This window comes from Streptomyces griseocarneus, from assembly GCF_014655595.1.
Classification (GTDB): domain Bacteria; phylum Actinomycetota; class Actinomycetes; order Streptomycetales; family Streptomycetaceae; genus Streptomyces; species Streptomyces griseocarneus.
This window is the reverse complement of sequence record NZ_BNBL01000001.1, coordinates 938,187-958,202: the sequence shown is the minus strand read 5'-3', so window position 1 is coordinate 958,202 and position 20,016 is coordinate 938,187. Positions and strand designations below refer to the sequence as shown.

The 20,016-nt window shown below is 75.3% G+C and carries 19 protein-coding genes; 7 read left to right on the top strand and 12 right to left on the bottom strand.

The features are described 5' to 3' along the window. Positions 1-19: 19 nt before the first annotated feature. Both IE295_RS04125 and IE295_RS04120 read left to right on the top strand, forming a co-directional pair. On the top strand, positions 20-1,429 hold the full coding sequence (locus IE295_RS04125; protein ID WP_190062012.1) for a GNAT family N-acetyltransferase: 1,410 nt from the start codon (positions 20-22) through the stop codon (positions 1,427-1,429). A gap of 66 nt (positions 1,430-1,495) precedes the next feature. Then, positions 1,496-3,181 (top strand): DUF885 domain-containing protein, encoded by a 1,686-nt coding sequence (locus IE295_RS04120; protein WP_190062011.1) that lies wholly within the window; start codon positions 1,496-1,498, stop codon positions 3,179-3,181. A gap of 40 nt (positions 3,182-3,221) precedes the next feature. Here the strand turns inward: IE295_RS04120 and IE295_RS04115 are convergent, their stop codons facing one another. Beyond that, on the bottom strand, positions 3,222-3,710 hold the full coding sequence (locus tag IE295_RS04115; RefSeq protein ID WP_224323554.1) for a rhodanese-like domain-containing protein: 489 nt from the start codon (positions 3,708-3,710) through the stop codon (positions 3,222-3,224). A gap of 94 nt (positions 3,711-3,804) precedes the next feature. Between IE295_RS04115 and IE295_RS04110 the strand changes: the two genes are divergently transcribed. Further along, on the top strand, positions 3,805-4,293 hold the full coding sequence (locus IE295_RS04110; RefSeq protein ID WP_190062009.1) for an Lrp/AsnC family transcriptional regulator: 489 nt from the start codon (positions 3,805-3,807) through the stop codon (positions 4,291-4,293). On the opposite strand, the gene IE295_RS04105 is transcribed toward IE295_RS04110, so the two are convergent. The 4 genes from IE295_RS04105 to IE295_RS04090 form a co-directional block, all read right to left on the bottom strand. Then, positions 4,241-7,363 carry an AAA family ATPase gene (locus IE295_RS04105; protein ID WP_190062008.1) on the bottom strand — a complete coding sequence of 1,041 codons (3,123 nt, stop codon included), beginning with the start codon at positions 7,361-7,363 and terminating at the stop codon, positions 4,241-4,243. The genes IE295_RS04110 and IE295_RS04105 overlap by 53 nt on opposite strands. Next, positions 7,360-8,526 carry an exonuclease SbcCD subunit D gene (locus tag IE295_RS04100; protein WP_190062007.1) on the bottom strand — a complete coding sequence of 389 codons (1,167 nt, stop codon included), beginning with the start codon at positions 8,524-8,526 and terminating at the stop codon, positions 7,360-7,362. The genes IE295_RS04105 and IE295_RS04100 overlap by 4 nt, the downstream gene beginning before the upstream one ends. 74 nt (positions 8,527-8,600) lie before the next feature. After that, positions 8,601-9,386: a class I SAM-dependent methyltransferase gene (locus tag IE295_RS04095; RefSeq protein WP_190062006.1), complete on the bottom strand. Its 786-nt coding sequence runs from the start codon at positions 9,384-9,386 to the stop codon at positions 8,601-8,603. A 125-nt stretch (positions 9,387-9,511) separates the two neighbouring features. After that, positions 9,512-10,135: a YigZ family protein gene (locus tag IE295_RS04090; RefSeq protein WP_190062005.1), complete on the bottom strand. Its 624-nt coding sequence runs from the start codon at positions 10,133-10,135 to the stop codon at positions 9,512-9,514. Between the two features lie 64 nt (positions 10,136-10,199). Between IE295_RS04090 and IE295_RS04085 the strand changes: the two genes are divergently transcribed. Together IE295_RS04085 and IE295_RS04080 are read left to right on the top strand one after the other, a co-directional pair. Further along, positions 10,200-10,607, top strand: a complete 408-nt coding sequence (locus IE295_RS04085) for a CoA-binding protein (RefSeq protein WP_190062004.1) — start codon at positions 10,200-10,202, stop codon at positions 10,605-10,607. A 70-nt stretch (positions 10,608-10,677) separates the two neighbouring features. After that, entirely contained in the window at positions 10,678-11,172 is a 495-nt protein-coding gene (locus IE295_RS04080) for a GNAT family N-acetyltransferase (protein ID WP_190062003.1), read from the top strand. Positions 11,173-11,176: 4 nt separating this feature from the next. Here IE295_RS04080 and IE295_RS04075 read toward each other — a convergent pair whose 3' ends face one another. Next, positions 11,177-11,749, bottom strand: a complete 573-nt coding sequence (locus IE295_RS04075) for a helix-turn-helix domain-containing protein (protein WP_190062397.1) — start codon at positions 11,747-11,749, stop codon at positions 11,177-11,179. Between the two features lie 108 nt (positions 11,750-11,857). On the opposite strand from IE295_RS04075, the gene IE295_RS04070 reads away from it, so the two are divergent. After that, positions 11,858-12,724, top strand: a complete 867-nt coding sequence (locus tag IE295_RS04070; RefSeq protein WP_190062002.1) for a DMT family transporter — start codon at positions 11,858-11,860, stop codon at positions 12,722-12,724. 34 nt (positions 12,725-12,758) lie between these two features. On the opposite strand, the gene IE295_RS04065 is transcribed toward IE295_RS04070, so the two are convergent. Then, complete coding sequence (locus IE295_RS04065; RefSeq protein ID WP_190062001.1) at positions 12,759-13,442, bottom strand: helix-turn-helix domain-containing protein; 684 nt, start codon at positions 13,440-13,442, stop codon at positions 12,759-12,761. A gap of 204 nt (positions 13,443-13,646) precedes the next feature. On the opposite strand from IE295_RS04065, the gene IE295_RS04060 reads away from it, so the two are divergent. Then, positions 13,647-14,645, top strand: coding sequence for an Acg family FMN-binding oxidoreductase (locus tag IE295_RS04060; protein ID WP_443732317.1), 999 nt, complete (start codon positions 13,647-13,649; stop codon positions 14,643-14,645). A 45-nt stretch (positions 14,646-14,690) separates the two neighbouring features. On the opposite strand, the gene ppk2 is transcribed toward IE295_RS04060, so the two are convergent. The 5 genes from ppk2 to IE295_RS04035 all read right to left on the bottom strand — a co-directional run bounded on the left by ppk2 (position 14,691) and on the right by IE295_RS04035 (position 20,007). Then, positions 14,691-15,509, bottom strand: a complete 819-nt coding sequence (ppk2, locus tag IE295_RS04055; protein ID WP_190062000.1) for a polyphosphate kinase 2 — start codon at positions 15,507-15,509, stop codon at positions 14,691-14,693. A gap of 92 nt (positions 15,510-15,601) precedes the next feature. Further along, entirely contained in the window at positions 15,602-16,978 is a 1,377-nt protein-coding gene (locus tag IE295_RS04050; protein ID WP_190061999.1) for a glutathionylspermidine synthase family protein, read from the bottom strand. Beyond that, positions 16,975-18,249, bottom strand: coding sequence for an ATP-grasp domain-containing protein (locus IE295_RS04045; RefSeq protein ID WP_190061998.1), 1,275 nt, complete (start codon positions 18,247-18,249; stop codon positions 16,975-16,977). The genes IE295_RS04050 and IE295_RS04045 overlap by 4 nt, the downstream gene beginning before the upstream one ends. Continuing rightward, positions 18,246-19,541, bottom strand: coding sequence for an MFS transporter (locus IE295_RS04040; protein ID WP_190061997.1), 1,296 nt, complete (start codon positions 19,539-19,541; stop codon positions 18,246-18,248). Before IE295_RS04040 ends, IE295_RS04045 begins: the two co-directional genes overlap by 4 nt. Continuing rightward, positions 19,534-20,007 carry a redoxin domain-containing protein gene (locus IE295_RS04035; protein WP_190061996.1) on the bottom strand — a complete coding sequence of 158 codons (474 nt, stop codon included), beginning with the start codon at positions 20,005-20,007 and terminating at the stop codon, positions 19,534-19,536. Before IE295_RS04035 ends, IE295_RS04040 begins: the two co-directional genes overlap by 8 nt. Between the last annotated feature and the right edge of the window lie 9 nt (positions 20,008-20,016).

Sequence of the window (20,016 nt, the reverse complement as noted above, 5' to 3'; positions counted from 1 at the left end):
GCTCGGCCAGGGTGGTGTCATGACCGACGAGAACCTCGCGAAGAGCTCCCCCCGACACCGCCACCACTGGCGCCGGGACCTGGCGGAACTGGCCGCTCTGTTCACGGCGGTCGCGGCCGCCGACTCGGTGGCCGACACGGTCGTGCACGGCCCCGACGGCCCCGCCCTGCTGATCGGTTCGGCGGCCGCGCTGCTGGCCACGGCCGGCTTCCACATCTGGTGGTCACGGCGCCGGGGCCACGCGCCACCGCCCACGGGCAGGCACGAGGCCCTGCCCGATACGGGCGCCACGGCGCCGGCGTCCGCCTCCCCGGGCCCCGGGGAGGGCGGCACGGCGCTGTGGCGGATGCGCACGACGGTCCGCGACGAGCCGGGCAGCCTGGCCGCCCTGTGCCTGGCGCTGGCGGACCTGCGCGTCGACATACTGTCCCTGCAGACCCATCCGCTGGCCGACGGCACCGTCGACGAGCTCCTGCTGCGCTCCCCGGCGACGCTGGCCCCGGCCGACCTGACCGGGGCGGCCGCCGCCGGGGGCGGCCGCGAGACCTGGCTGGAGCGCGCCGACGCGCACGACCTCGTCGACGCCCCGACCCGGGTGCTGGGCCTGGCCACCCGCACCGCGCTGGACGCCTCCGAACTCCCCCTCGCCCTGCGCCAGCTGCTGGGCCGCTGCACCATCCGCTCGATACCGAACCGGCCGGTGCGGGGCGGCGGCCCGGCCGCCGAGCCCGTCCCCGAGGACGGCGAGTGGGAGGAGACGGTGATGCGGCTGCGCGACCCCTCGGGCGGGTCGATCACCATCGAGCGCCCGTACCTGCCCTTCACCCCCACCGAGTTCGCGCGCGCCCGCGCCCTGGTCGCGCTCGACGCCCGCCTCGGCCCGCGCGTACCGCCGCGCAGCGACGTCCTGACGCTGCCGGAGGGCAACGAGATCACCGTCCGCCGCGCCGACGCCGGTGACCTCGTCGCCGCGCGCGCGATGCACGAACGCTGCTCCCCGGCCACGCTCTCGCGCCGCTACCACGGCCCCGTCACCGACGCCGACCGCTATCTGCGCCACCTGCTGAGCCCCCGCTTCGGCCGCACGCTGGCCGCCTACACCGCCTCCGGCCGCCTGGTGGCGCTGGGCCATCTGCTGTGGGACGGCGACGAGACCGAGGTCGCGCTGCTCGTCGAGGACGACTGGCAGCAGCGGGGCGTCGGCCGGGAACTGCTCGGCCGCCTGGTGGCCATGGCCTGCGAGGCGGACTGCGAGAGCGTCTACGCCGTCACCACCTCCTCCAACACCCCCATGGTCGCGGCCATGCGCGCCCTCGGCCTGCCGCTGGACTACCAGGTGGAGGAGGGCACCCTCGTCATCACCGCCCGCCTCGCCCCCGTACGCCCCGCGACCGACGCCACGAAGCCGGTGGCGTCCCGGAGGCGGTGACGTCTCGCGGGCGGCGACGTCCTAAAGGCGGTGACGCCGCCGCCCGCTCCGTACGAGGATGTGCGCATGCCGAACACGACGAGCAATCCGCTGCCCCGCCAGGTCGCCGACGCCTACGTGACCGCGTACACCGAGCTCGACCCCATCACCGGCACCTATCTGGGGGTGCCCGGGTCCGCGCGCCGGCTGCCGGACTTCTCGCCCGCGGGCGCGGAGGCCGTCGCCGGACTGATCCGCACGACCCTGCAGCGGCTCACCGAGGCCGAGGCCCGGCCGGGCGCCGACGCCGACAGCGAGCGCCGCTGCGCCCGCCTGCTGCGCGAGCGGCTGACGGCCGAACTCGCCGTGCACGAGGCGGGCGAGCACCTGCGCACGGTCAGCAACATCCACTCGCCGCTGCATTCGGTGCGCGAGGTCTTCACCCTGATGCCCTCGGACACCCCCGAGGACTGGTCGGCGATCGCCGAGCGGCTGCACGCGGTGCCGGCCGCGCTCGAAGGCTACCGCGCCGCGCTCGCGGAAGGCCTGGCGCGCGGCCTGAAGGGCGGACCCCGTCAGGTCACCACGGTCCTCGGGCAGTTGGACGAGTGGATCGGCACCGGCACCGGCTGGTTCGGTGACTTCACGGCCGCCGGGCCCGAGGAGCTGCGGGCGGAGCTGGACAAGGCGGCCGGCGCCGCCACGGGCGGCCTGGCCGCGCTGCGCGACTGGCTGCGCGACGTCTACGCGCCCGCCGTCGAGGGCGCGCCCGACGTGGTGGGCCGCGAGCGCTACGCCCGGTGGGCGCGCCACTGGAACGGCGCCGACCTCGACCTCGACGAGGCCTACGCCTACGGCTGGTCGGAGTTCCACCGGATCCTGGGCGAGATGCGGGTGGAGGCGGAGAGGATCCTGCCGGGCGCGCGGACGCCCTGGGAGGCGCTGGCCCATCTCGACGTCCACGGCGCCCACATCGAGGGCGTCGAGGAGGTCCGCGTCTGGCTGCAGAACCTGATGGACGAGGCGATCGACGCCCTGGACGGCACCCACTTCGAACTCGCCGAGCGGGTACGCCGCGTCGAGTCGCGCATCGCCCCTCCCGGCGGCGCCGCGGCCCCGTACTACAGCCAGCCCTCGGAGGACTTCTCCCGCCCCGGCCGCACCTGGCTGCCCACGATGGGCGAGACCCGCTTCCCGGTGTACGACCTGGTCTCCACCTGGTACCACGAGGGCGTGCCCGGCCACCACCTCCAGCTCGCCCAGTGGACGCACGTCGCCGACCGCCTCTCCCGCTACCAGGCCACGATCGGCATGGTCAGCGCCAACTGCGAGGGGTGGGCGCTGTACGCGGAGCGCCTCATGGACGAGCTGGGCTTCCTCGCCGACCCCGAGCGGCGGCTGGGCTACCTCGACGCCCAGATGATGCGCGCGGTGCGCGTGATCGTCGACATCGGCATGCACCTGGAGCTGGAGATCCCCGGGCACTCCCCCTTCCACCCGGGAGAGCGCTGGACGCCGGAGCTGGCGCGGGAGTTCTTCGGCCTGCACAGCGGCCGCCCGGCGGAGTTCGCCGACAGCGAGCTGGTCCGCTACCTCGGGATGCCGGCCCAGGCCATCGGCTACAAGCTCGGCGAACGCGCCTGGCTGACCGGCCGCGAGGCCGCCCGCGCGGCCCACGGCGACGCCTTCGACGCCAAGGCCTGGCACATGGCGGCCCTCTCCCAGGGCTCCCTGGGCCTGGACGACCTGGTGGCCGAGCTGTCGGCGCTGTAACGGGAGCGGAGCCGCCGGCGGCGGTGAGCGTGCGGCCGGGTCAGCAGCCGCAGTCGCCGCCGTCGAGCGGTGCCGTCAGGGGGTCCGGCGGGAGCTGCCGGGTGCCCTCCCACGTCTCGACCTCGTAGCCCTCGCGGATCCAGTACTCGATGCCGCCGAGCATCTCCTTGACGCGGTAGCCGAGGCGGGCCAGGGCGAGGGCCGCGCGGGTGGCGCCGTCGCAGCCGGGGCCCCAGCAGTACACGACGACCGGGACGGCCGGGTCGAGGAAATCGGCGGCCAGCTGCGGGATCTGCGCGGTCGGGAGGTGGACGGCGCCCGGGACGTGGCCCTGGTCCCAGGCCTGGGTGGAGCGCGAGTCGACGACCGCGAAGTCCGCGGCGCCGGCGTTCAGCACGGCGTGGACGTCGGCGACGTCGGTGTGGAAGGCGAGCCGGGCGGCGAAGTAGGCCGCGGCGTCGGCGGGGGCGGCGGGCGGGACGGCGAGGACGGGGCTGGGGGCGGCCTGCGGGGCGGCGATTGCTGTCATGGCGGAAAATCTACGGTCCATGATCATCCAACGGAACGGTCAATCCCCGGAAAAAATCTTGATAAGCCGGGGATTTCACTGCTAGACATCGCACATGACCGGCTATTCCCCTGACGCCACCGACTGGCGCATCCTCGACGCCCTCCAGAGCAACGGCCGCGCGGGCTACGCCGAGTTGGCGCGTACCGTGAACATGTCCTCCAGCGCCGTCACCGAGCGCGTCCGGCGCCTGGAGGAGGCCGGGATCATCAGCGGCTACACCGCCGTCGTGGACGCCGACCGGCTCGGCATGCCGGTGCTCGCGTTCGTCCGCCTGCGCTACCCCAACGGAAACTACAAACCGTTCCACGACCTCCTGGACACCACGCCCGAGATCCTCGAGGCGCACCACGTCACCGGCGACGACTGCTTCGTGATCAAGGTCGCGGCCCATTCGATGCGCCACCTCGAGGAGGTGGCGGGGCGCATCGGCGGGCTGGGCTCGGTGACCACGAGCGTCGTCTACTCCTCGCCGCTCCCCCGCCGCGCGCTCAGCCCGCGGCCGCCGTCCGGTGCCGCACAGCCGAACCCGACCGCTCCTTGACCACCTGCAGCTGGGCCGGGACGCGCTGCCGCAGATCGGCCACGTGACTGACGATGCCGACCGTGCGGTCGCGCTCGCGCAGCGAGTCCAGCACGTCCAGCACCTCGTCCAGGGTCTGCTCGTCGAGGCTGCCGAAGCCCTCGTCGATGAAGAGCGTGTCCAGCCGGACGCCGCCCGCCTCCTCGGTGACCACGTCGGCGAGGCCGAGCGCGAGCGCCAGCGACGCGAAGAACGTCTCGCCGCCGGAGAGCGTCGCGGTGTCGCGCTCGCTGCCCGTCCAGGCGTCGACGACGTGCAGCCCGAGGCCGGATCGGCCGCGGCCGCCGGTCCGGGCGTCGGAGTGGACGAGGGTGTAGCGCCCGGAGGACATGCGCCGCAGGCGCGCGGTCGCGGCCGCCGCCACCTGCTCGAGCCGGGCGGCCAGGACGTAGGACTCCAGGCGCATCTTGCGTTCGTTGCGCGCGGAGGTGCCCGCCGCGAGCGAGGAGAGCTCGGCCACCCGGTGGTACTCCGCGCGCAGCGGGGCGAGCGCGCGGGCGTCGGCGACGGCCTCGGCGGAGAGCCGGTCCAGCTCGTCGCAGCGGGTACGGGCGGCGGCGTCCTCGGCGGACGCCTGCCGCAGCACCCGGGTCGCCCCGGCGACGTCCGCCAGCGCGGCGTCCGGGTCGGCGGGCGGGCGCCCGGCGGCCGCCAGCGCGCTCTCGTCGGCCAGCTCCGCGGCGACGGCCAGCTCCTCGCGCTCCCACCGCTCGAGCCGCTGCCGCAGCTCGTGCCGCGCGGCGCCGTCCAGCATGGCCTGCTCGGCCAGGCGGGGGGTGTCGAACCCGGCGCGGTAGGCGGCGTCGGCGAGCCGGGCGTCGGCCTCCTTGCGACGGCCGGCCGTACGGTCCGCCTCCCGCGCGGCCGCCGCGGCGGCCGCGAGGTGGCCGAGCCGCTCCTGCAGCAGGCCGGCGCGCCGGGCGACGGACTCGGACCCGCCGCGCGCCTGCGTCAGCTCGCGCTCCAGCACGGCCAGTTCCCGCTCGAGGCCCTCCCTGCGGGTGGCGTGGGCGGCGATGCGCAGCCGGGCCTCCTCCTGCCCGGCGCGCCGCCGCTCGTACTCCGCCTCGGCGCTCTCGAGCGCTTGGCGGGCGGCGTGCAGGGCCGTGCCGGCGGTCCGGGCCCCGGCGTGGGCGCGCTCCAGGTCCGCCACGAGAGCGGCGAGTTCGCCGACGGTGGCCTCGCCGGCGTCGGCGGTGGCCACGGCGAGGGCCTCGCCCAGCGGCCGCAGCGCCCGGCCGGCCTCCTCCCGCGCCTCGTCGGCGCGGCGGCTGGCCGCCAGGGCGGCCTCCTCGGCCCCCCGGTCCACCTGGCCGGCGCCCGCGCGGGCCGGGGCGGGGTGTTCGGTGGCGCCGCACACCGCGCAGGGGGTGCCGGCGGCGAGGCCGGCGGCCAGTTCGGCGGCGATGCCGCGCAGCCGGCGGTCCTTGAGGTCCAGCCAGTGTTCCCGGGCGGTGGCGGCCGCGTCGCGGGCGTCGCGCAGCCGGGCCTCGGCGGCGTCGGCCTCGTGGACGAGGCGGTCGCGGCGGCGGGCGGCCTCGAGCCGCTTGCGCTCGGCCTCGAGCCGGCCGCCGAGCTGCTCGGCCCGGCCGAGGGCCTCCTGGGCCTCGTCGACGCGCCGCTGGTGGGCGCGGCGGGCGGTCTCCCAGGACGCGAGCCATTCGGCGGCGTCGGCCAGGAGGTCCTCGTCGGCGGCGGCCGTGCGCTCCAGGCGCGCGGTCTCGGCGACGATCTCCCCGGCCCGCTCCTCGGCACGCCGGGCGGCGGCCAGCGAGCCGAGCTCCTCGCGCAGCCCGCCCTCCAGGGCGGCGAGCTGTTCGGCGCCGGCCTCGCGGTGCCCGGCGGACAGCGGCGCACGGGCCTGCCGCTCGGCCGCGACCGCGGCCGCGTGCTCCTCCTCGGCCCGGCCGCGCAGCTCGAGCGCGGGCGCGACGCCCTCGGCGGCGCGGGCCCGCTCCAGCCGCTCGCGCAGGGCGTCCCGTTCGGCGCGCCGCTCCTCGAGCGCCCCGGCACGCCGCAGGGCCTCGGCGTGCCGCCGCTGCAGCCGGTCCAGCTCCCGGGCCTCGTCGGCCCGCTCCTGCGCGGCGCGGTGCTCGCGCTCGGCGGCGCGCAGCGCGACCGAGGCGACGTCCCGCCGCTCGCGGGCGTTCGTACGGGCCAGGGCCGCCCACTCCAGGACGGCCTCGGCCAGCCCCGGGTCCCCGGGTGCGAGCGGCGCCTCGCCGGCGCGGGGCGCGGGCACGAAGCCGCGCCGCTGCCGGGCGGTGCCGCGCGGAGCCGGGGTGACGGCGGCCGGGGCCGGGGGTCCGGCCGGTGCCCCGGCGGGGGCAGGGGTGCCCATCTCCGGCAGGGAGGCGTCGCCGGCGGCCTGTCGCATCCGGTGGCCGAGGGCCAGCAGGCGTTCGTCGCCCGCGCGGACCCGTGCCTCGGCCGCGCGGCGCAGGTCCGCGAGGCGGTCCTCGACGGCGGCGAAGCGGCCGGTGTCGAAGAGGCGGCCGAGCAGCCCCGCGCGGGCGGCGTCCTCGGCGCGCAGGAAGCGGGCGAAGTCGCCCTGCGGCAGCAGGACGACCTGGCAGAACTGCTCGCGGCTCATGCCGAGAAGCTGGGTGATCTCCTCGCCCATCTCCTGGAGCGAGCGGCTGAGGGCCTTCCACTCCCCGCCGGCGGCCCGCTCGCGCAGGGCGCCGTAGGCCTTCTCGCGGGTGGAGCCGGTGCCGCGCTTCTTGGGGCGCAGCTGCTCGGGCCGCCGGGTGATCTCCAGGCGGCGTCCGCCGGCGGTGAGCTCCAGGACGACCTCGGTGGGCGTGCCGGCGTCGGCGTGGTCGCTGCGCAGGGTCAGTCCGGCGCCCTGGCGGGAGCCGGGGACCCCGCCGTAGAGGGCGTAGCAGACGGCGTCGAGGACGGAGGTCTTGCCGGCGCCGGTGGGTCCGTGCAGCAGGAAGAGCCCGGCGGCGGACAGTTCGTCGAAGTCGATGCGCTGGGTGCCGCCGAAGGGGCCGAAGGCGGTGATCTCGAGCCGGTGGAGCCTCACCGGGCCACCTCGCCGGTCGCGTCGGCCAGGCGCACGGAGTCCAGCGCGGCGGTCAGCACGGCGCGCTCGGCCTCGTCGGGGCCCTGGCCCCCGCGCACGTGGGCCACGAAGTCCTCGGCGATCTGGCGGTCGGTGCGGCCGCTGAGCCGCTGGGCGTAGGAGGCGAGGGGGTCCTCGGGGGCGCGGTCGGGCTCGAAGACGAGGCTGAGGGTGTGCGGGAAGCGGCGGGCGAGGCGGGCCATCGGCTCGCCCGGACGCACGGCGTCGGTGAGGGTGGCCTCCACCCAGGCGTCCTCGTGGCGCTCGAGGCGCGGGTCGGAGAGCAGGTCGTCGAGGCGGCCGCGGATGCGGGCGAGCGGGCGCGGGACGGGGCAGTCGATCCGCTCGGCGGTCACCGCGCCGGCGGCGTCGAGGTCGACGAGCCACATGGTCTTGCGGTGGTCGGCCTCGGAGAAGGAGTAGGCGAGGGGGGAGCCGGAGTAGCGGATCCGGTCGGTGACGGTCTGGCTGCCGTGGAGGTGGCCGAGGGCCGCGTAGTCCACCCCCCGGAAGACGTCGGCGGGGACGGCGGCGACGCCGCCGACGGTGATGTCGCGTTCGCTGTCGCTGGCCGCGCCGCCGGCGACGAAGGCGTGGGCGAGCACGACGGACCGCGTCCCGGCGGGCCGGGTGGCGAGGTCGGCCCGCACCCGCTCCATGGCGGCCTCCAGGACGGCGGCGTGGCCGGCCCGCTCGGCCGCCAGCTCGTCGCGCACCAGGGCGGGCTCCAGGTAGGGCAGGCCGTAGAGGGCGACGTCGCCGTGGTCGTCGGCGAGGACCACGGGGGTGCCGCAGGCGGCCGGGTCGGTGCGCAGGTGTATGCCGGCCCGCTCGATGAGCCCGGCGCCGACGCCGAGGCGGCGGGCCGAGTCGTGGTTGCCGGAGATCATGACGGTGGGCACCCGGAGGTCCGCGAGGCGGTGCAGAGCCTCGTCGAAGAGCTCGACGGCGGCGAGCGGCGGCACGGCGCGGTCGTAGACGTCCCCGGCGACGAGCACGGCGTCGACGGCGTGCTCGCGCACGGTCCGCACGAGGTGGTCGAGGAAGTCGCGCTGGGCCCGCAGGAGGCTCACGCGGTGGAAGGACCGTCCCAGGTGCCAGTCCGAGGTGTGCAGCAGCCTCACAGGGCGACTCCGACCCGCATGGTTTCGTTCCTCCGCACCCTGTTCAGCACTGACCCGTCGCCCCTAGTCTCCCATCAGTCTCGCATCCGGTCCGGGGCCGGAAGGTACACCTGATCGGGGCGCCCGCCGCCCGCCGCGATGTCACTCTTTTCCGCGAATCCGCAAATCCGCGCGGCGGGCCGGGGCGCGCGCAGGTGCCAGACGCGGGCGGGTGGCAGGTTGCGCCACACGACGCTGGCCCTGCCGGAGTGCCGGCGGGTGAAGTCGTGCAGCAGGCAGGTCACCTCGCGGTGCCTGGCGGTCTCCCTGCGGCCGCTGAGCAGCGAGCGGGTGGCGTGGGTGCCCAGGTAGGCGAAGAAGGTCAGGTGCCCGCCGGGGACGAGGACCGACAGATAGCGGTCCAGGATCGCGCGGACCTCCTCCGGGTCGAAGTTGGTGAACGGCAGGCAGGAGACGATGACGTCGTAGCCGTGGTCGATGCGCAGGTCGGTGATGGACTCGGGGATGAGCCGGATCCGGTCCGCGGCGGCGGACAGGGCCGGGTCGGTGCGCAGCGCGCCGTCCAGGATCTCGACGAAGCGGGGGTTGATCTCGACGACGTCGAGCCGGTCGGCGGGCCCCACCGCCCCCGCCAGCACCCGCGTCACCGGGCCCGTCCCCGCGCCGACCTCCAGCACCGCGGCGGGGCGGCGCGGTCTGCACGTGGGAGCGAGCGGGGCGGCCAGCCGCTCGGCGAGCCGCCTGCTGCTCGGCGCGACGGCGCCGGTGGTGCGGAAGGTACGGGCAGCCTCGCGGAGGAAGGCCAGGCCTGCCGCCGAATTCTGCGGCAGGGGAACGCAGTTGGCTTGCTTGAGATCCATGACCGTGAAACTAGGGGTCACGGCGGCCCGCCCCGCCGGCCTCGGTACGACGCTCCCCGCGCACGGGAACAGGGGGGTAGCGTAGGCCGGCTGGCGGAGGGTGGCGGTGCGCGGACGGGCTCGGTTCAGGCGTCCCCGTAGGCCTCGCCGCCGAGCTCGAGGACCGCCGTGCCGGCCGTGGCGTCGGCCAGCCAGGAGCGGAACGCCGCCAGGTCCGCCTCCGGCAGGCCGACCTCGATCCGTACGCCCTCGCCGTAGCTCACCTCGCGCACCGCCCGCCCGGTGGCCCGCAGGTCGTTCTCCAGCTTGCCCGCGCGCTGGTGGTCGACGGTGACGGTCACCAGCCGGAAGCGCCGGCGGGTCACCGTCTCCAGGGTGTCGAGGGCCTCGCCGACCGCTCCTCCGTACGCCCGGATGAGGCCGCCCGCGCCGAGCTTGACGCCGCCGAAGTAGCGGGTGACGACGGCGACGACGTAGCGCATCTCGCGCCGGAGCAGCATCTGCAGCATGGGGACGCCCGCGGTGCCGCCCGGCTCGCCGTCGTCGCTCGCCTTCTGGACGGAGCCCTCGGCGCCGATGACGTAGGCCCAGCAGTGGTGCCGGGCGGTCGGGTGCTCCTTGCGGATGCGCGCGATGAAGGCCTGCGCCTCCTCCTCGGTCGCGGCCGGTGCGAGCGCGCAGATGAAGCGCGACTTGTTGATCTCGATCTCGTGCACGCCCTCGCGCGCGACCGTCCGGTACTCCTGCATCCCGCCAGCCTAAATCGTCGCCGGATCCCGGGAATGGTCGGGCCGGGCGGGTCGTTGAGCGGGCATGTACGCAGAACCGGGGATCATCCGGAAGATCATCGAGGGGACCGGCGACACCTGGGCCGTGGTCGGCCTGTCGTCCAACGAGCGGCGCCCGGCCTTCGGCGTCGCCGAGGTCCTGCAGCGCCACGGCAAGCGCGTCGTGCCCGTGCACCCCAAGGCCGAGACGGTGCACGGCGAGAAGGGGTACGCCTCCCTCGCCGAGATTCCCTTCCCCGTCGACGTGGTGGACGTCTTCGTGCGCTCCGAGCTCGCCGGGGCCGTCGCGGACGAGGCGGTCGCCATCGGCGCGGAGGCCGTCTGGTTCCAGCTGGGCGTGATCGACGAGGGGGCGTACGAACGCACCCGCGACGCGGGCCTGCTGATGGTCATGGACCGCTGCCCGGCGATCGAGATCCCCCGGCTGCGCTGACGAGGCCGCGACCCCGGCCGCGATCCCGGCCGCGAAGTGTCCCCGGCGGGCCGTGCGTTAGCGTCGATCCATGATCACGACACGCCGGGCCCGCCCCGGGGACGCCGCCGAGATCGTCCGGCTGCGCAGGCTGATGTTCGCCGACATGGACGGCCACGACTCGCCCGGCCCGTGGGAGCGCGACGCCGTGGAGATCGCCCGGCGGCGGCTGGCGGCGGACGGGCCGGGGCTCGGCGGGTTCGTCGTGGACGGGGCGGCCGGGGCGGGCGGGCCCCATCTGGCCGCCTGTGCGGTGGGCAGCGTCGAGGAGCGGCTGCCCGCGCCGGAGCATCCCACGGGGCGGTTCGGGTTCGTCTTCACGGTGTGCACCGACGCGCGCTACCGCGGGCGGGGGCTGGCCCGCGCGACCACCGAGGCCCTGCTGGACTGGTTCGCCGGGCAGGGCGTCACCCGCGTCGACCTGCACGCGACGCCGGACGCCGAACGCCTCTACCGGAGCCTGGGGTTCGCCGAGCACTCCACGGCGCTCTCCCTCGACGTGTCCCGGCGGGTCCGGACCGCCTGAGCGCTCAGCGGGCGGGCGGGACGGCCACGACCATCGTCATCTCGACGGGTTCGGTGCCGTCGTTGCGGTAGGCGTGCGCGGTGTTCGCCTCGAACGTCGCCGACGTGCCGGCGGGGACCTGGTGCTCCTCGCCGTCGACGACGAGCGTCAGCCGGCCGGACCGTACGGTCAGCATCTCGACCGTGCCCGCCGGGTGGGGGTCGGAGGTGCTGTCGTCGCCGGGCATGATGCGCCAGTCCCACAGCTCGAGCGGGCCGCGCACATCGGTGCCGACGAGCAGCGAGGTGTGGCTGCCCGCCTCGGTGGACCACATGCGCACCACCTGTTCCCGGGGTACGAGCCGGACGTGGGAGCCCTGCTCGTAGTCGAGGAGGGTGGTGATGCTGACGCCCAGGGCGTCGGCGAGCTTGACCGTGGTGCCGACGCTGGGGTTCGTACGGGCCTGCTCGATCTGAATGATCATGCCGCGACTGACGCCCGAGCGGGCCGCGAGGGCGTCGAGGGTGAAATGGCGCTCCCCGCGCCAGCGCTTGAGGTTGCGGGCGAGCGACTGCGTGAGCTGGTCGAGGTCCGTCACGTCGATCCGATCCGTCCCGTTCAAAATATTATTCGTAAGAGTTGAGCAGGGTGTACTACGGTGTCGTGGACGCCACCGTCCATCACACTGTACTGCGAGGTCTCCCCCATGACACCGGTCTTCGCCCTGGCCACCAGCCTCCTGTGGGGGCTGGCCGACTTCGGCGGCGGGCTGCTCACCCGGCGCATGCCCGCCCTGACCGTGGTCCTCGTCTCGCAGCTGCTCGCGGTCGGCGCGCTGGGCGCGGTCGTCGTCGCCACCGGCGGCTGGTCCGAGGCCGGCCCCCAGCTCTGGTACGCGGTGGCGGCCGGCGTCGTGGGCCCCGCGGCGATGCTCGCCTTCTACCGGGCGCTGGCCCTCGGGCCGATGGGCGTCGTCTCGCCGCTCGGCGCCCTGGGCGGGGTGGCGGTGCCGCTGGGCGTGGGCCTGGTGCTCGGCGAGCGTCCGGGACTGCTGCAGTTCGCGGGCATAGCCGTGGCCGTGGCCGGCGTCGTCCTCGCCAGCGGCCCCGGCCTGGGCGGCGCGCCGGTCCAGCGCCAGACGCTGATCCTCACCCTCGTCGCCGCCTTCGGCTTCGGCTCCGTGATGGCCCTGATCGCCGAGGCCTCGCACAACCTGACCGGGCTGTTCCTCGCCCTGTTCGTCCAGCGCGTGTGCAACGTGGTGGTGGGCGGCGGGGCGCTCTGGGCGTCGGTGCGCCGGGGCTCGCCGGCCCTGCCCGAGGAGGGCTGGAGCGGCATCCGCTCGGCCCTGCCCGCCCTCGCCTTCGTCGGCCTGGCCGACGTGGCCGCCAACGGCACGTACTCCATCGCGGCGAACAACGGCCCCGTCACGGTGGCCGCCGTGCTCGCCTCGCTCTACCCCGTGGTCACCGCCCTGGCCGCCCGCGGCGTCCTGCGCGAGAAGCTGCAGACGGTCCAGGCGGCGGGCGCGGGCCTGGCGCTCGTCGGCACGGTCCTCCTGGCGACGGGCTGACCCCACGCCGGCGCCGGCCGGCCTCGCCACGGCATCACACGGCGCGGATGGCCCGGCCGCTCACCTGGTCCGGCACGATACGGACCCAGACATCACGTCTGCCTCCCGGCCAGGGCCGCGCCCCCGGTCGCTCGCTGAGCACGCGCACCGCTCCGGCATCGGTGATGCGGTCCGCGGTGCCCGTCACCAGGACGCTCCAGCCGCTGGCACGCTGTTCGTCGAGGTGATCGGTCTCGAACGCGATCCGGGTCCCGGAGGCGACGGCCGCCGCGCCGTCCGCCTCGGTGCGGTAGACGATCGTCCGGGCGTCCACCAGGAAATTGACCGGCAGCAGCACCGGGCCGGCATCTCCCGACAGCCCCAGGCGACCGATGCCGTGCGTGCCCAGCCTGTCCCAGCACTCACGCTCCGACAACCGCATGAGCGTGGGGTGGGCACCTGCCGCCCGCTGGCCGGGCGGAGCGTCACCGCGGCCCTGCGTCAGCTCCTCGTACGACATCTCGAGAGCGGCGGCCAGCCGCATGACGGCGGCCGGGTCGAAATCGCCGCTGAACGTCTCCAGCTGACGCAGGTACGCCAGGGACATGCCGGCCCGGCCCGCGACCTCTTCCTCCGTCAGCCCGAGCTGGGCGCGCCGCAGGGCGCTGCGGACGGCCACGGTGTCCTCGCGGGGAGAGGAGCCCGCCGGGTCGCCGGGCCGCGGTGCTTCGCCGTCCACGGCCGTTCACCTCCGCTCGGTCGCCCTGTCCGCCGCCTCCCCTCCAGGGGATCAGACCGCGAGCGGTGCCACCAGCGGGACCGGTCACCCGGGGCCGGCCGGCCCCGCGAGGAGGGGCGCTCGGCCCCTGCCGGGTGCGGGCCGCGGAGCGACCATGGGAAGAGACCCTGGCGACCGAGCCGGACCGTCCGAAGGGAGACTCCGGTGACAGCACCATCCGCCTTGGACGACGCCCGCGTGGCAGAGCTGGTCAGGAGCGCGGCGGCCGCTCCGTCCATGCACAACGCCCAGCCGTGGCGGTTCCGCTACGCACGCGGGAGCGGCACCTTCCGGCTGTACGCCGACTTCGGGCGGATCATGCCGCACTCCGATCCCGACACCCGGGCCCTGCACCTGGGGTGCGGCGCCGCTCTGTTCAACCTTCGCGTCGCCCTCGCGAACGCGGGCCTGCACCCCGACGTCGCGCTCCTGCCCGACGCCTCCGACGCGACGCTGCTCGCGACCGTGGGCACGAGCTCGCCGGGTGACGAGGAGGACGCCGGCCTCGGGCTGCTCCACCCGGCGGTCCGCGAGCGGCACACCAGCCGGTACCCGTTCGCCGAAACCGGCATCCCCGAGAACCTCCGGACCGCCCTGGTGGACGCCGCGGACCGGGAGGGCGCGACCCTGGCGTTCCCCGCCTCCTGGCAGCTGCGGTGGGTCCAGGAGCTCGCCGAGGAGGCCGAGGCCCGCAACCTCACCGACGACGCCGCCCGGGAGGACCTGGCCCGCTGGACCAGGACCGGCGCCGCCGGGGCGGACACGGCGACGGACGGTGTCCCGGAGTACGCCTTCGGCCCCCGCAAGCACGGTGGAGGAGCGCCCATGCGCGACTTCTCCGGCGGCGAGCCGGCCTCCGACCGCGGGTCGACGCCCTTCGAGAAGGAACCCCACCTGGCCGTGCTCAGCACGCCGGGCGACCTTCCGCGGGACTGGCTGACCGCCGGGCAGGCCATGGAGCGCGTCCTGCTGCTGGCCACACTGAAGGGCCTGGCCACCTCGTTCTCCACCCAGGCCCTCGAATGGCCCGATCTGCGCTGGCCCCTCCGCGACCCCGCCACCGGCACGGGCCACGTACAGATGATCCTGCGCCTGGGCTACGGACCGCACGGCCCCACGACGCCCCGGCGGCCCGTCCAGGACATCCTCGCCATCGAGCCTTAGGCAGGCCCCGGGCAGCGCCTCCCGCGGTCCGGGCCCGGCTGCCGCCTATTCGGCGAGCTCTGCCGCCGCGTCGGGCACATGTCGTTGCCGGTCCCGGGGAGGCCGCCGGTATCCGGTGGAGGGCGGTCTCGGCGGGAGTTCGAGGTCGGGGCCGGGCACGGCGTGGTAGGGCACGGTCGACAGCAGGTGGCTGATCATGTTGATGCGGGCCGAGCGTTTGTGGTCGCTCTCGACGACGTGCCACGGCGACTCGGGGGTGTCGGTGTGCCGGAACATCTCGTCCTTGGCCCGGGAGTACGCCTCCCATCGCGTGATCGACTCCAGGTCCATCGCCGACAGCTTCCAGCGTCGTCTCGGATCCTCCAGCCGGTCACGGAACCGCTGTTCCTGCACCGTGTCACTGACCGAGAACCAGTACTTGCGGAGCATGATCCCGTCGTCGACCAGGAGCCGCTCGAAGACGGGGCACTGGCGGAGGAAGAGCGCGTACTCCGCCTCGGTGCAGAAGTCCATCACCCTTTCGACACCGGCACGGTTGTACCAGCTGCGGTCGAACAGGACGATCTCACCGGCGGCCGGCAACTGGGCCACGTAGCGCTGGAAGTACCACTGCGTCCGCTCCCGGTCCGTGGGAACGGGAAGGGCCACGATCCGGGCGGCGCGCGGGTTCAGGTGCTCGGTGACCCGTTTGATCGTGCTCCCCTTGCCTGCCGCGTCACGTCCCTCGAACACGACGACGAGCCGCGCGCCCTCGGACCGCACCCATTCCTGGAGCTTGACCAGCTCCAGCTGAAGCCGCCGCAGCTCGCGCTCGTAGACCGCTCGCGGCAAACGCCCGGTCGTCTTCCCGTCGGCCACTGTCATCGCCTCCGTGCCCTCACCCCACGCTACGACGCGGACGTGGCGGGCTCGCTCCGGAGGGACCGAATGGCCCCGGACACCCTCACCGGACGGTGTCAGGCGCGGGCGGCCTGGAAGGCGCAGCCCGCGTAGGCCTTGTTGTCGAAGGAGATCACGTCGGCGCGGCCGGCGGGCAGGCCCCGCAGGAAGGCGCCGGCGTACTGCCGGCCGATGAGGAAGGCGCCCCAGTTGAGCGCCCAGAGGGAGGGGCCGTCCTCGTCCCGGCCGGGGAAGAGCTCGGGGCGGGGCGTGACCAGTTCCTGCACGATGTAGCCGCCCGCCGCCGCCCGGTCCAGGGCATCGGCCCACTCCTGGTCGCCGGTGCTGCGGCCGAGAAGCGTGCCGGTGCCGCCGAGGCCGTGGGAGGGCTTCAGGACGAGGTCCTCGCGGTGCCGGGCGCAGTGGGCGAGCAGGTCCACGTCTTCCCCGCGGACCGTGGCGGGGCCGGGCCTGAGCTCGTGCGTCCAGGGCAGGAGCCGTTCCACCAGGGCCTGTTCGGCGGGGTCGTAGGTGTTTCGGCACCGCTCCTCCCACAGCATGGCCAGCGCCCGCTTGTTCCCGTGCATGGAGGTGCGCAGAGGGGACAGCACCGGTGTGCCGCACCGCGCGAAGGCGTCGAGGAGCTCCTCGGCGCGGGCGACGCAGGCGGCGTCGGCGGTCAGCTCGCCGAGCGTGAAGTAGCGGTGGACGACGTCGACGGTGCGGCCGTCGACGACGATCCGGCCGCCGGTCTCCCGCACTTGGCCCGTGTGGCAGGGGACGGCCTCGATGCCGTAGCGCTCCAGCAGCGCGGCCAGCGCGCGGATCTTGGGTTCCGTCTTGCGGTAGCCGGGCCACCAGTCCATGAGCGCGACCGTGGGGGTGTCCCCGTCGTGTCCGGCGTTCTTCGCCGCCGCGCGCAGGACGCCGGCGAGCGCGCCGACGGTGTCGGGGAACGTGAGGCGTTCCTCCGCCGCGAAGCCGGCCAGCCTGTCGTCCTCCAGCAGCAGCCGGTTGAGCTCGGGCGTGTCGAACGCGCCGAGCGCGCTGCTGATGTTGAACTCCAGCAGCCGGAAGTCGCTTCCGTCGTGGTAGAGGTCCGCGCGGCCGATCCGGGCGGGCTCCGGTACGGGCGGCCGCAGGGCGATCCGCGCCTGTTCGGGGCGCAGCCCCACCGCGGCGGCGAAGGCGTGCGCGTCGCCGTCGAAGAGCCGGTCGGGCAGGGAGAAGAGCAGGTCCAGCACGCCGTTGAGGTCGCTCTCCAGGCGCTCGGCCTCCGCCGCCTCCAGGAAGGCCGGGCGGGTCAGGAAGCGGTCCTCGAGCGCTCCGTGCACGGCCTCGAGCCGCGCCGGGTCCGGGGCCTCGGGCCACAGCGCGGCCCGGCCGGCGGGTGAGGCGAGGTAGCGCTCGGTCAGCGGGTTGCGGACGGCGGGGGCGGGGAGGGCGGCGGTCATCGGCCTTCTCGGCTCTCGGTGTTCTGCGGGGAGGCGGGGGCGGTGCGGAGGGTGACGTGTGCGAGGGCGCCGCGGGCGCGGTCGAGCGCCTCGTCGGGCGTCGCGGCCACCGCGGTCACGGAGCCGCACCGGTCGCCGGACCCGCGCAGGGGGGTCACGGTGTCCCCGGCCCGGGTGCCGGGCGAGACGGCCACGACTCCCGGCTGCCGGGCAGCCTCTTCCCAGCCGGAGACCTCGGTGGCGACGCCGGGGGCGGCGGTCAGGAACCAGGTCGCGGCGGCGCCCGCGGGGTCCGCGGCCGGAGCGGGAGCCTCGGCGCCCGCGATCTGGGCCGCGAGGAGGTCCCGGATGTCCAGGCCGTGGACGTGGCGGACGAGGTCGACGATGCCGTCGCCGCCGGGGCGGTTGTGCGACTCGACGACGCGGGGTCCGTTCGCCGTGAGGATGATCTCGGTGTGGGCGGGCCCTTCGACGAAGCCCATGGCGTCGAGGAACCGGCGGGTCGCCTCCTCGAGCGCGGTGCGGTCCTCCGCACCGACGCGGGCGGGTACGACGTGCCCGATCTCGACGGCGCCCTCCCCGGTGAACTTCTCGGTCAGGGCGAGGACGCGGTGACGCCCCTCGTGCGTGAACGTCTCGACGCTGAACTCCGGTCCGTCCAGGAACTCCTCGGCGAGCATCACCCCCGGCAGCGCGCCGACGCGCGCACGCGCGGCGGCGACGGCGTCCTCGTCACGGACGATCAGGATGTCCGCGCTGCCGGAGCCGTCGCGCGGCTTGAGGACGACGGGCAGACCGGCCCGGGCCACGAACGCGTCGACGTCGTCGGGCGTGTCCATCACCCGTGCCCGTACGGCGCCCGCGTCCGCGAGGGACTCCGCGCGCTGCCGCATCAGCGACTTGTCCTTCAGAATGCGGACGGTCTCCAGCGAGTTCCCGCCGAGGCCGAGGGCGTCGCCGATCCGGGCGGCGGCCGTCAGGAACCGCTCCCGCACGGTGACCACGCGGTGCAGCGGGACCGCCTGGTGCAGCGCCACCGCCCTGCGGACCCAGTCGTCCTCGGATCCATCGGCGAGCAGCCACGCCTCGTCACAGGCGGCGTGGTGCGCGGGGGTGAACTCGTCGGGCGTGCCACCGTAGACGACGTGCATGCCGTGGCCCCGCAGGGCGCTGGGCAGCCGGGTGCCACCCCCCAGGACCAGGACCGAGGGGCCCCGCTGGTGCGCTCCGGTCGGCCCGGGCGCCGCGGGTGCGGACGCGAAGGCGGTCATGCTGACTCCCGTACGGGTAGAGGGACGGAGACGGTGTCCGGCGGCACGGCGGCGCGTTCCGCGCGGCGGGCGGCGGACGGTACGGCGGCGGAGGCCGCCGCGACGAGGAGACCGAGCAGGAGCCATCCGGAGACGGGCCGCCAGTCGGGTCCGTCGGCCAGGCACACGGTGGTGACCACGAGGGGGGCCAGTGCCGCGGTGGCTCCGCGGCCCAGGGAGAAGAAGCCCTGGTACTCGCCGTGCGAGCCCGCCGGGGCGAGTTCGTAGCTGAGGCCGTAGCTGCCCGCCGACTGCCACAGTTCGCCGGCGGTGTGCAGCACCATGCCGACGACGAGCAGCGCGAAGGCCAGGGGCGCGGAGCCGGCGAAGGCGGTGCAGGCGATCACCGCCCAGCCGGCCAGGAGGACCCAGCCGGAGCGGCGTACCGCGGCGGCCGCGGCGGGCACCGCGCCCGTGCCCCGGGAGAAGGGGACCTGGAGGAGGACCACCAGGACGGTGTTGGCCATGATGACGGCGGAGATGCTCCACTGCGGGGCACTGCTGTGTCCGGCGATCCACAGCGGCAGGGCGAGGGACAGCACGTCGTAGTGGATGCTGGTGATGCCGCACAGGACGGTGACCCACGTGTACGGCCGGTTCCGCAGCACCGCACGGCGCGGCGGGGCGGACGGGCCGCCGCCGACGGGCTCGGCCGGCGGAACGCGCAGCAGGGGCAGCGCGGCGCAGACGTAGCTCGCGGCGTTGACGAAGACCACCGTGAGGTAGGCGGAGCGTGAATCGGCGGCGAGGGCGAGGGCGGCGAGCGCGGTGCCCAGGCTCAGGCCGGTGTTGGTCACCGACTTGAGCATGGCGCGCAGCCGCACGCGCTCCTCGCCCGTGCCCACGTTGCCGATGACGGCGCCCCGGGCGGCGTTGCCTCCCCGTTGGGCGAGGGCGGCGACCGTACTGACCAGGGCGAACTCCCACAGGGAGTGCACCAGGGAGAACGAGGCGGTGGCCGCCGCCTGGCCGAGCAGGGTGACGGCGTAGGTGCCGCGCGCCCCGAACCGGTCGGCGATCCGCCCTATCGGTACGGCGGCGGCCAGCCCGATCAGTCCGGCGATCGCGAGGCCCAGCCCGACCTTGGTGGGTGCGAGCCCCACGGAGCGGGTGAAGAACAGCGCGCTGACCGGCAGGAAGAGGCCGCTGCCGGTCTGGCCGACGAGGGTGGACAGGGCCAGCGCCCGGGGCGCTCCGGGAGCCGGCAGCAGCGCGCGGATCCGGCCGCCCCGCACGGGGGTGGCGTCAGGCACGGTCACTCTCGTCGGCTTCGAGCCCGGCGAGCTTGTCCAGGACGAGTTCCGCGTGGCGCTCGGGGTCGGGCACCGGGTGCAGCACGGCCCGTACGGTGCCCGCGCGGTCGAGGATCACCGCGGCGCGGGCGAAGAGCGTGCGGTCGCCGGCCGTCACCTCGGGGACGCCGAGCGCCCGGCCGAGCGTCAGCTCGCCGTCGCCCACGAGCGGGTAGCCCAGGTCGCGGGTACGCGCGAATTCGGCCAGGTGGCCCGGGGCGTGGGCGCTGACGCCCAGTACCCGGACGTCCGCCCGTGCGAACCGGGCGGCGTTGTCGCGGACCGTGCACAGCCCGGTCGTGCAGCCCGCCAGCTCGGGAAGGACCTCGCCGATGCCCGGCTCGGTGATGAAGAACAGCGCGGTCCACCGGTGCTCGGAGGAGGGAACGGCGGCGGGGCCTTCGGTCGTCTCGACGGTGATGTGCATGGAGGGTTC

Excerpts from the sequence above, each read along its gene's own strand:
- IE295_RS04125 (WP_190062012.1), top strand. The coding sequence starts at position 20 with ATGACCGACGAGAACCTCGCGAAGAGCTCCCCCCGACACCGCCACCAC.
- IE295_RS04120 (WP_190062011.1), top strand. The coding sequence starts at position 1,496 with ATGCCGAACACGACGAGCAATCCGCTGCCCCGCCAGGTCGCCGACGCC.
- IE295_RS04115 (WP_224323554.1), bottom strand. The coding sequence starts at position 3,710 with ATGACAGCAATCGCCGCCCCGCAGGCCGCCCCCAGCCCCGTCCTCGCC.
- IE295_RS04110 (WP_190062009.1), top strand. The coding sequence starts at position 3,805 with ATGACCGGCTATTCCCCTGACGCCACCGACTGGCGCATCCTCGACGCC.
- IE295_RS04095 (WP_190062006.1), bottom strand. The coding sequence starts at position 9,386 with ATGGATCTCAAGCAAGCCAACTGCGTTCCCCTGCCGCAGAATTCGGCG.
- IE295_RS04090 (WP_190062005.1), bottom strand. The coding sequence starts at position 10,135 with ATGCAGGAGTACCGGACGGTCGCGCGCGAGGGCGTGCACGAGATCGAG.
- IE295_RS04085 (WP_190062004.1), top strand. The coding sequence starts at position 10,200 with ATGTACGCAGAACCGGGGATCATCCGGAAGATCATCGAGGGGACCGGC.
- IE295_RS04080 (WP_190062003.1), top strand. The coding sequence starts at position 10,678 with ATGATCACGACACGCCGGGCCCGCCCCGGGGACGCCGCCGAGATCGTC.
- IE295_RS04070 (WP_190062002.1), top strand. The coding sequence starts at position 11,858 with ATGACACCGGTCTTCGCCCTGGCCACCAGCCTCCTGTGGGGGCTGGCC.
- ppk2 (WP_190062000.1), bottom strand. The coding sequence starts at position 15,509 with ATGACAGTGGCCGACGGGAAGACGACCGGGCGTTTGCCGCGAGCGGTC.
- IE295_RS04050 (WP_190061999.1), bottom strand. The coding sequence starts at position 16,978 with ATGACCGCCGCCCTCCCCGCCCCCGCCGTCCGCAACCCGCTGACCGAG.
- IE295_RS04045 (WP_190061998.1), bottom strand. The coding sequence starts at position 18,249 with ATGACCGCCTTCGCGTCCGCACCCGCGGCGCCCGGGCCGACCGGAGCG.
- IE295_RS04035 (WP_190061996.1), bottom strand. The coding sequence starts at position 20,007 with ATGCACATCACCGTCGAGACGACCGAAGGCCCCGCCGCCGTTCCCTCC.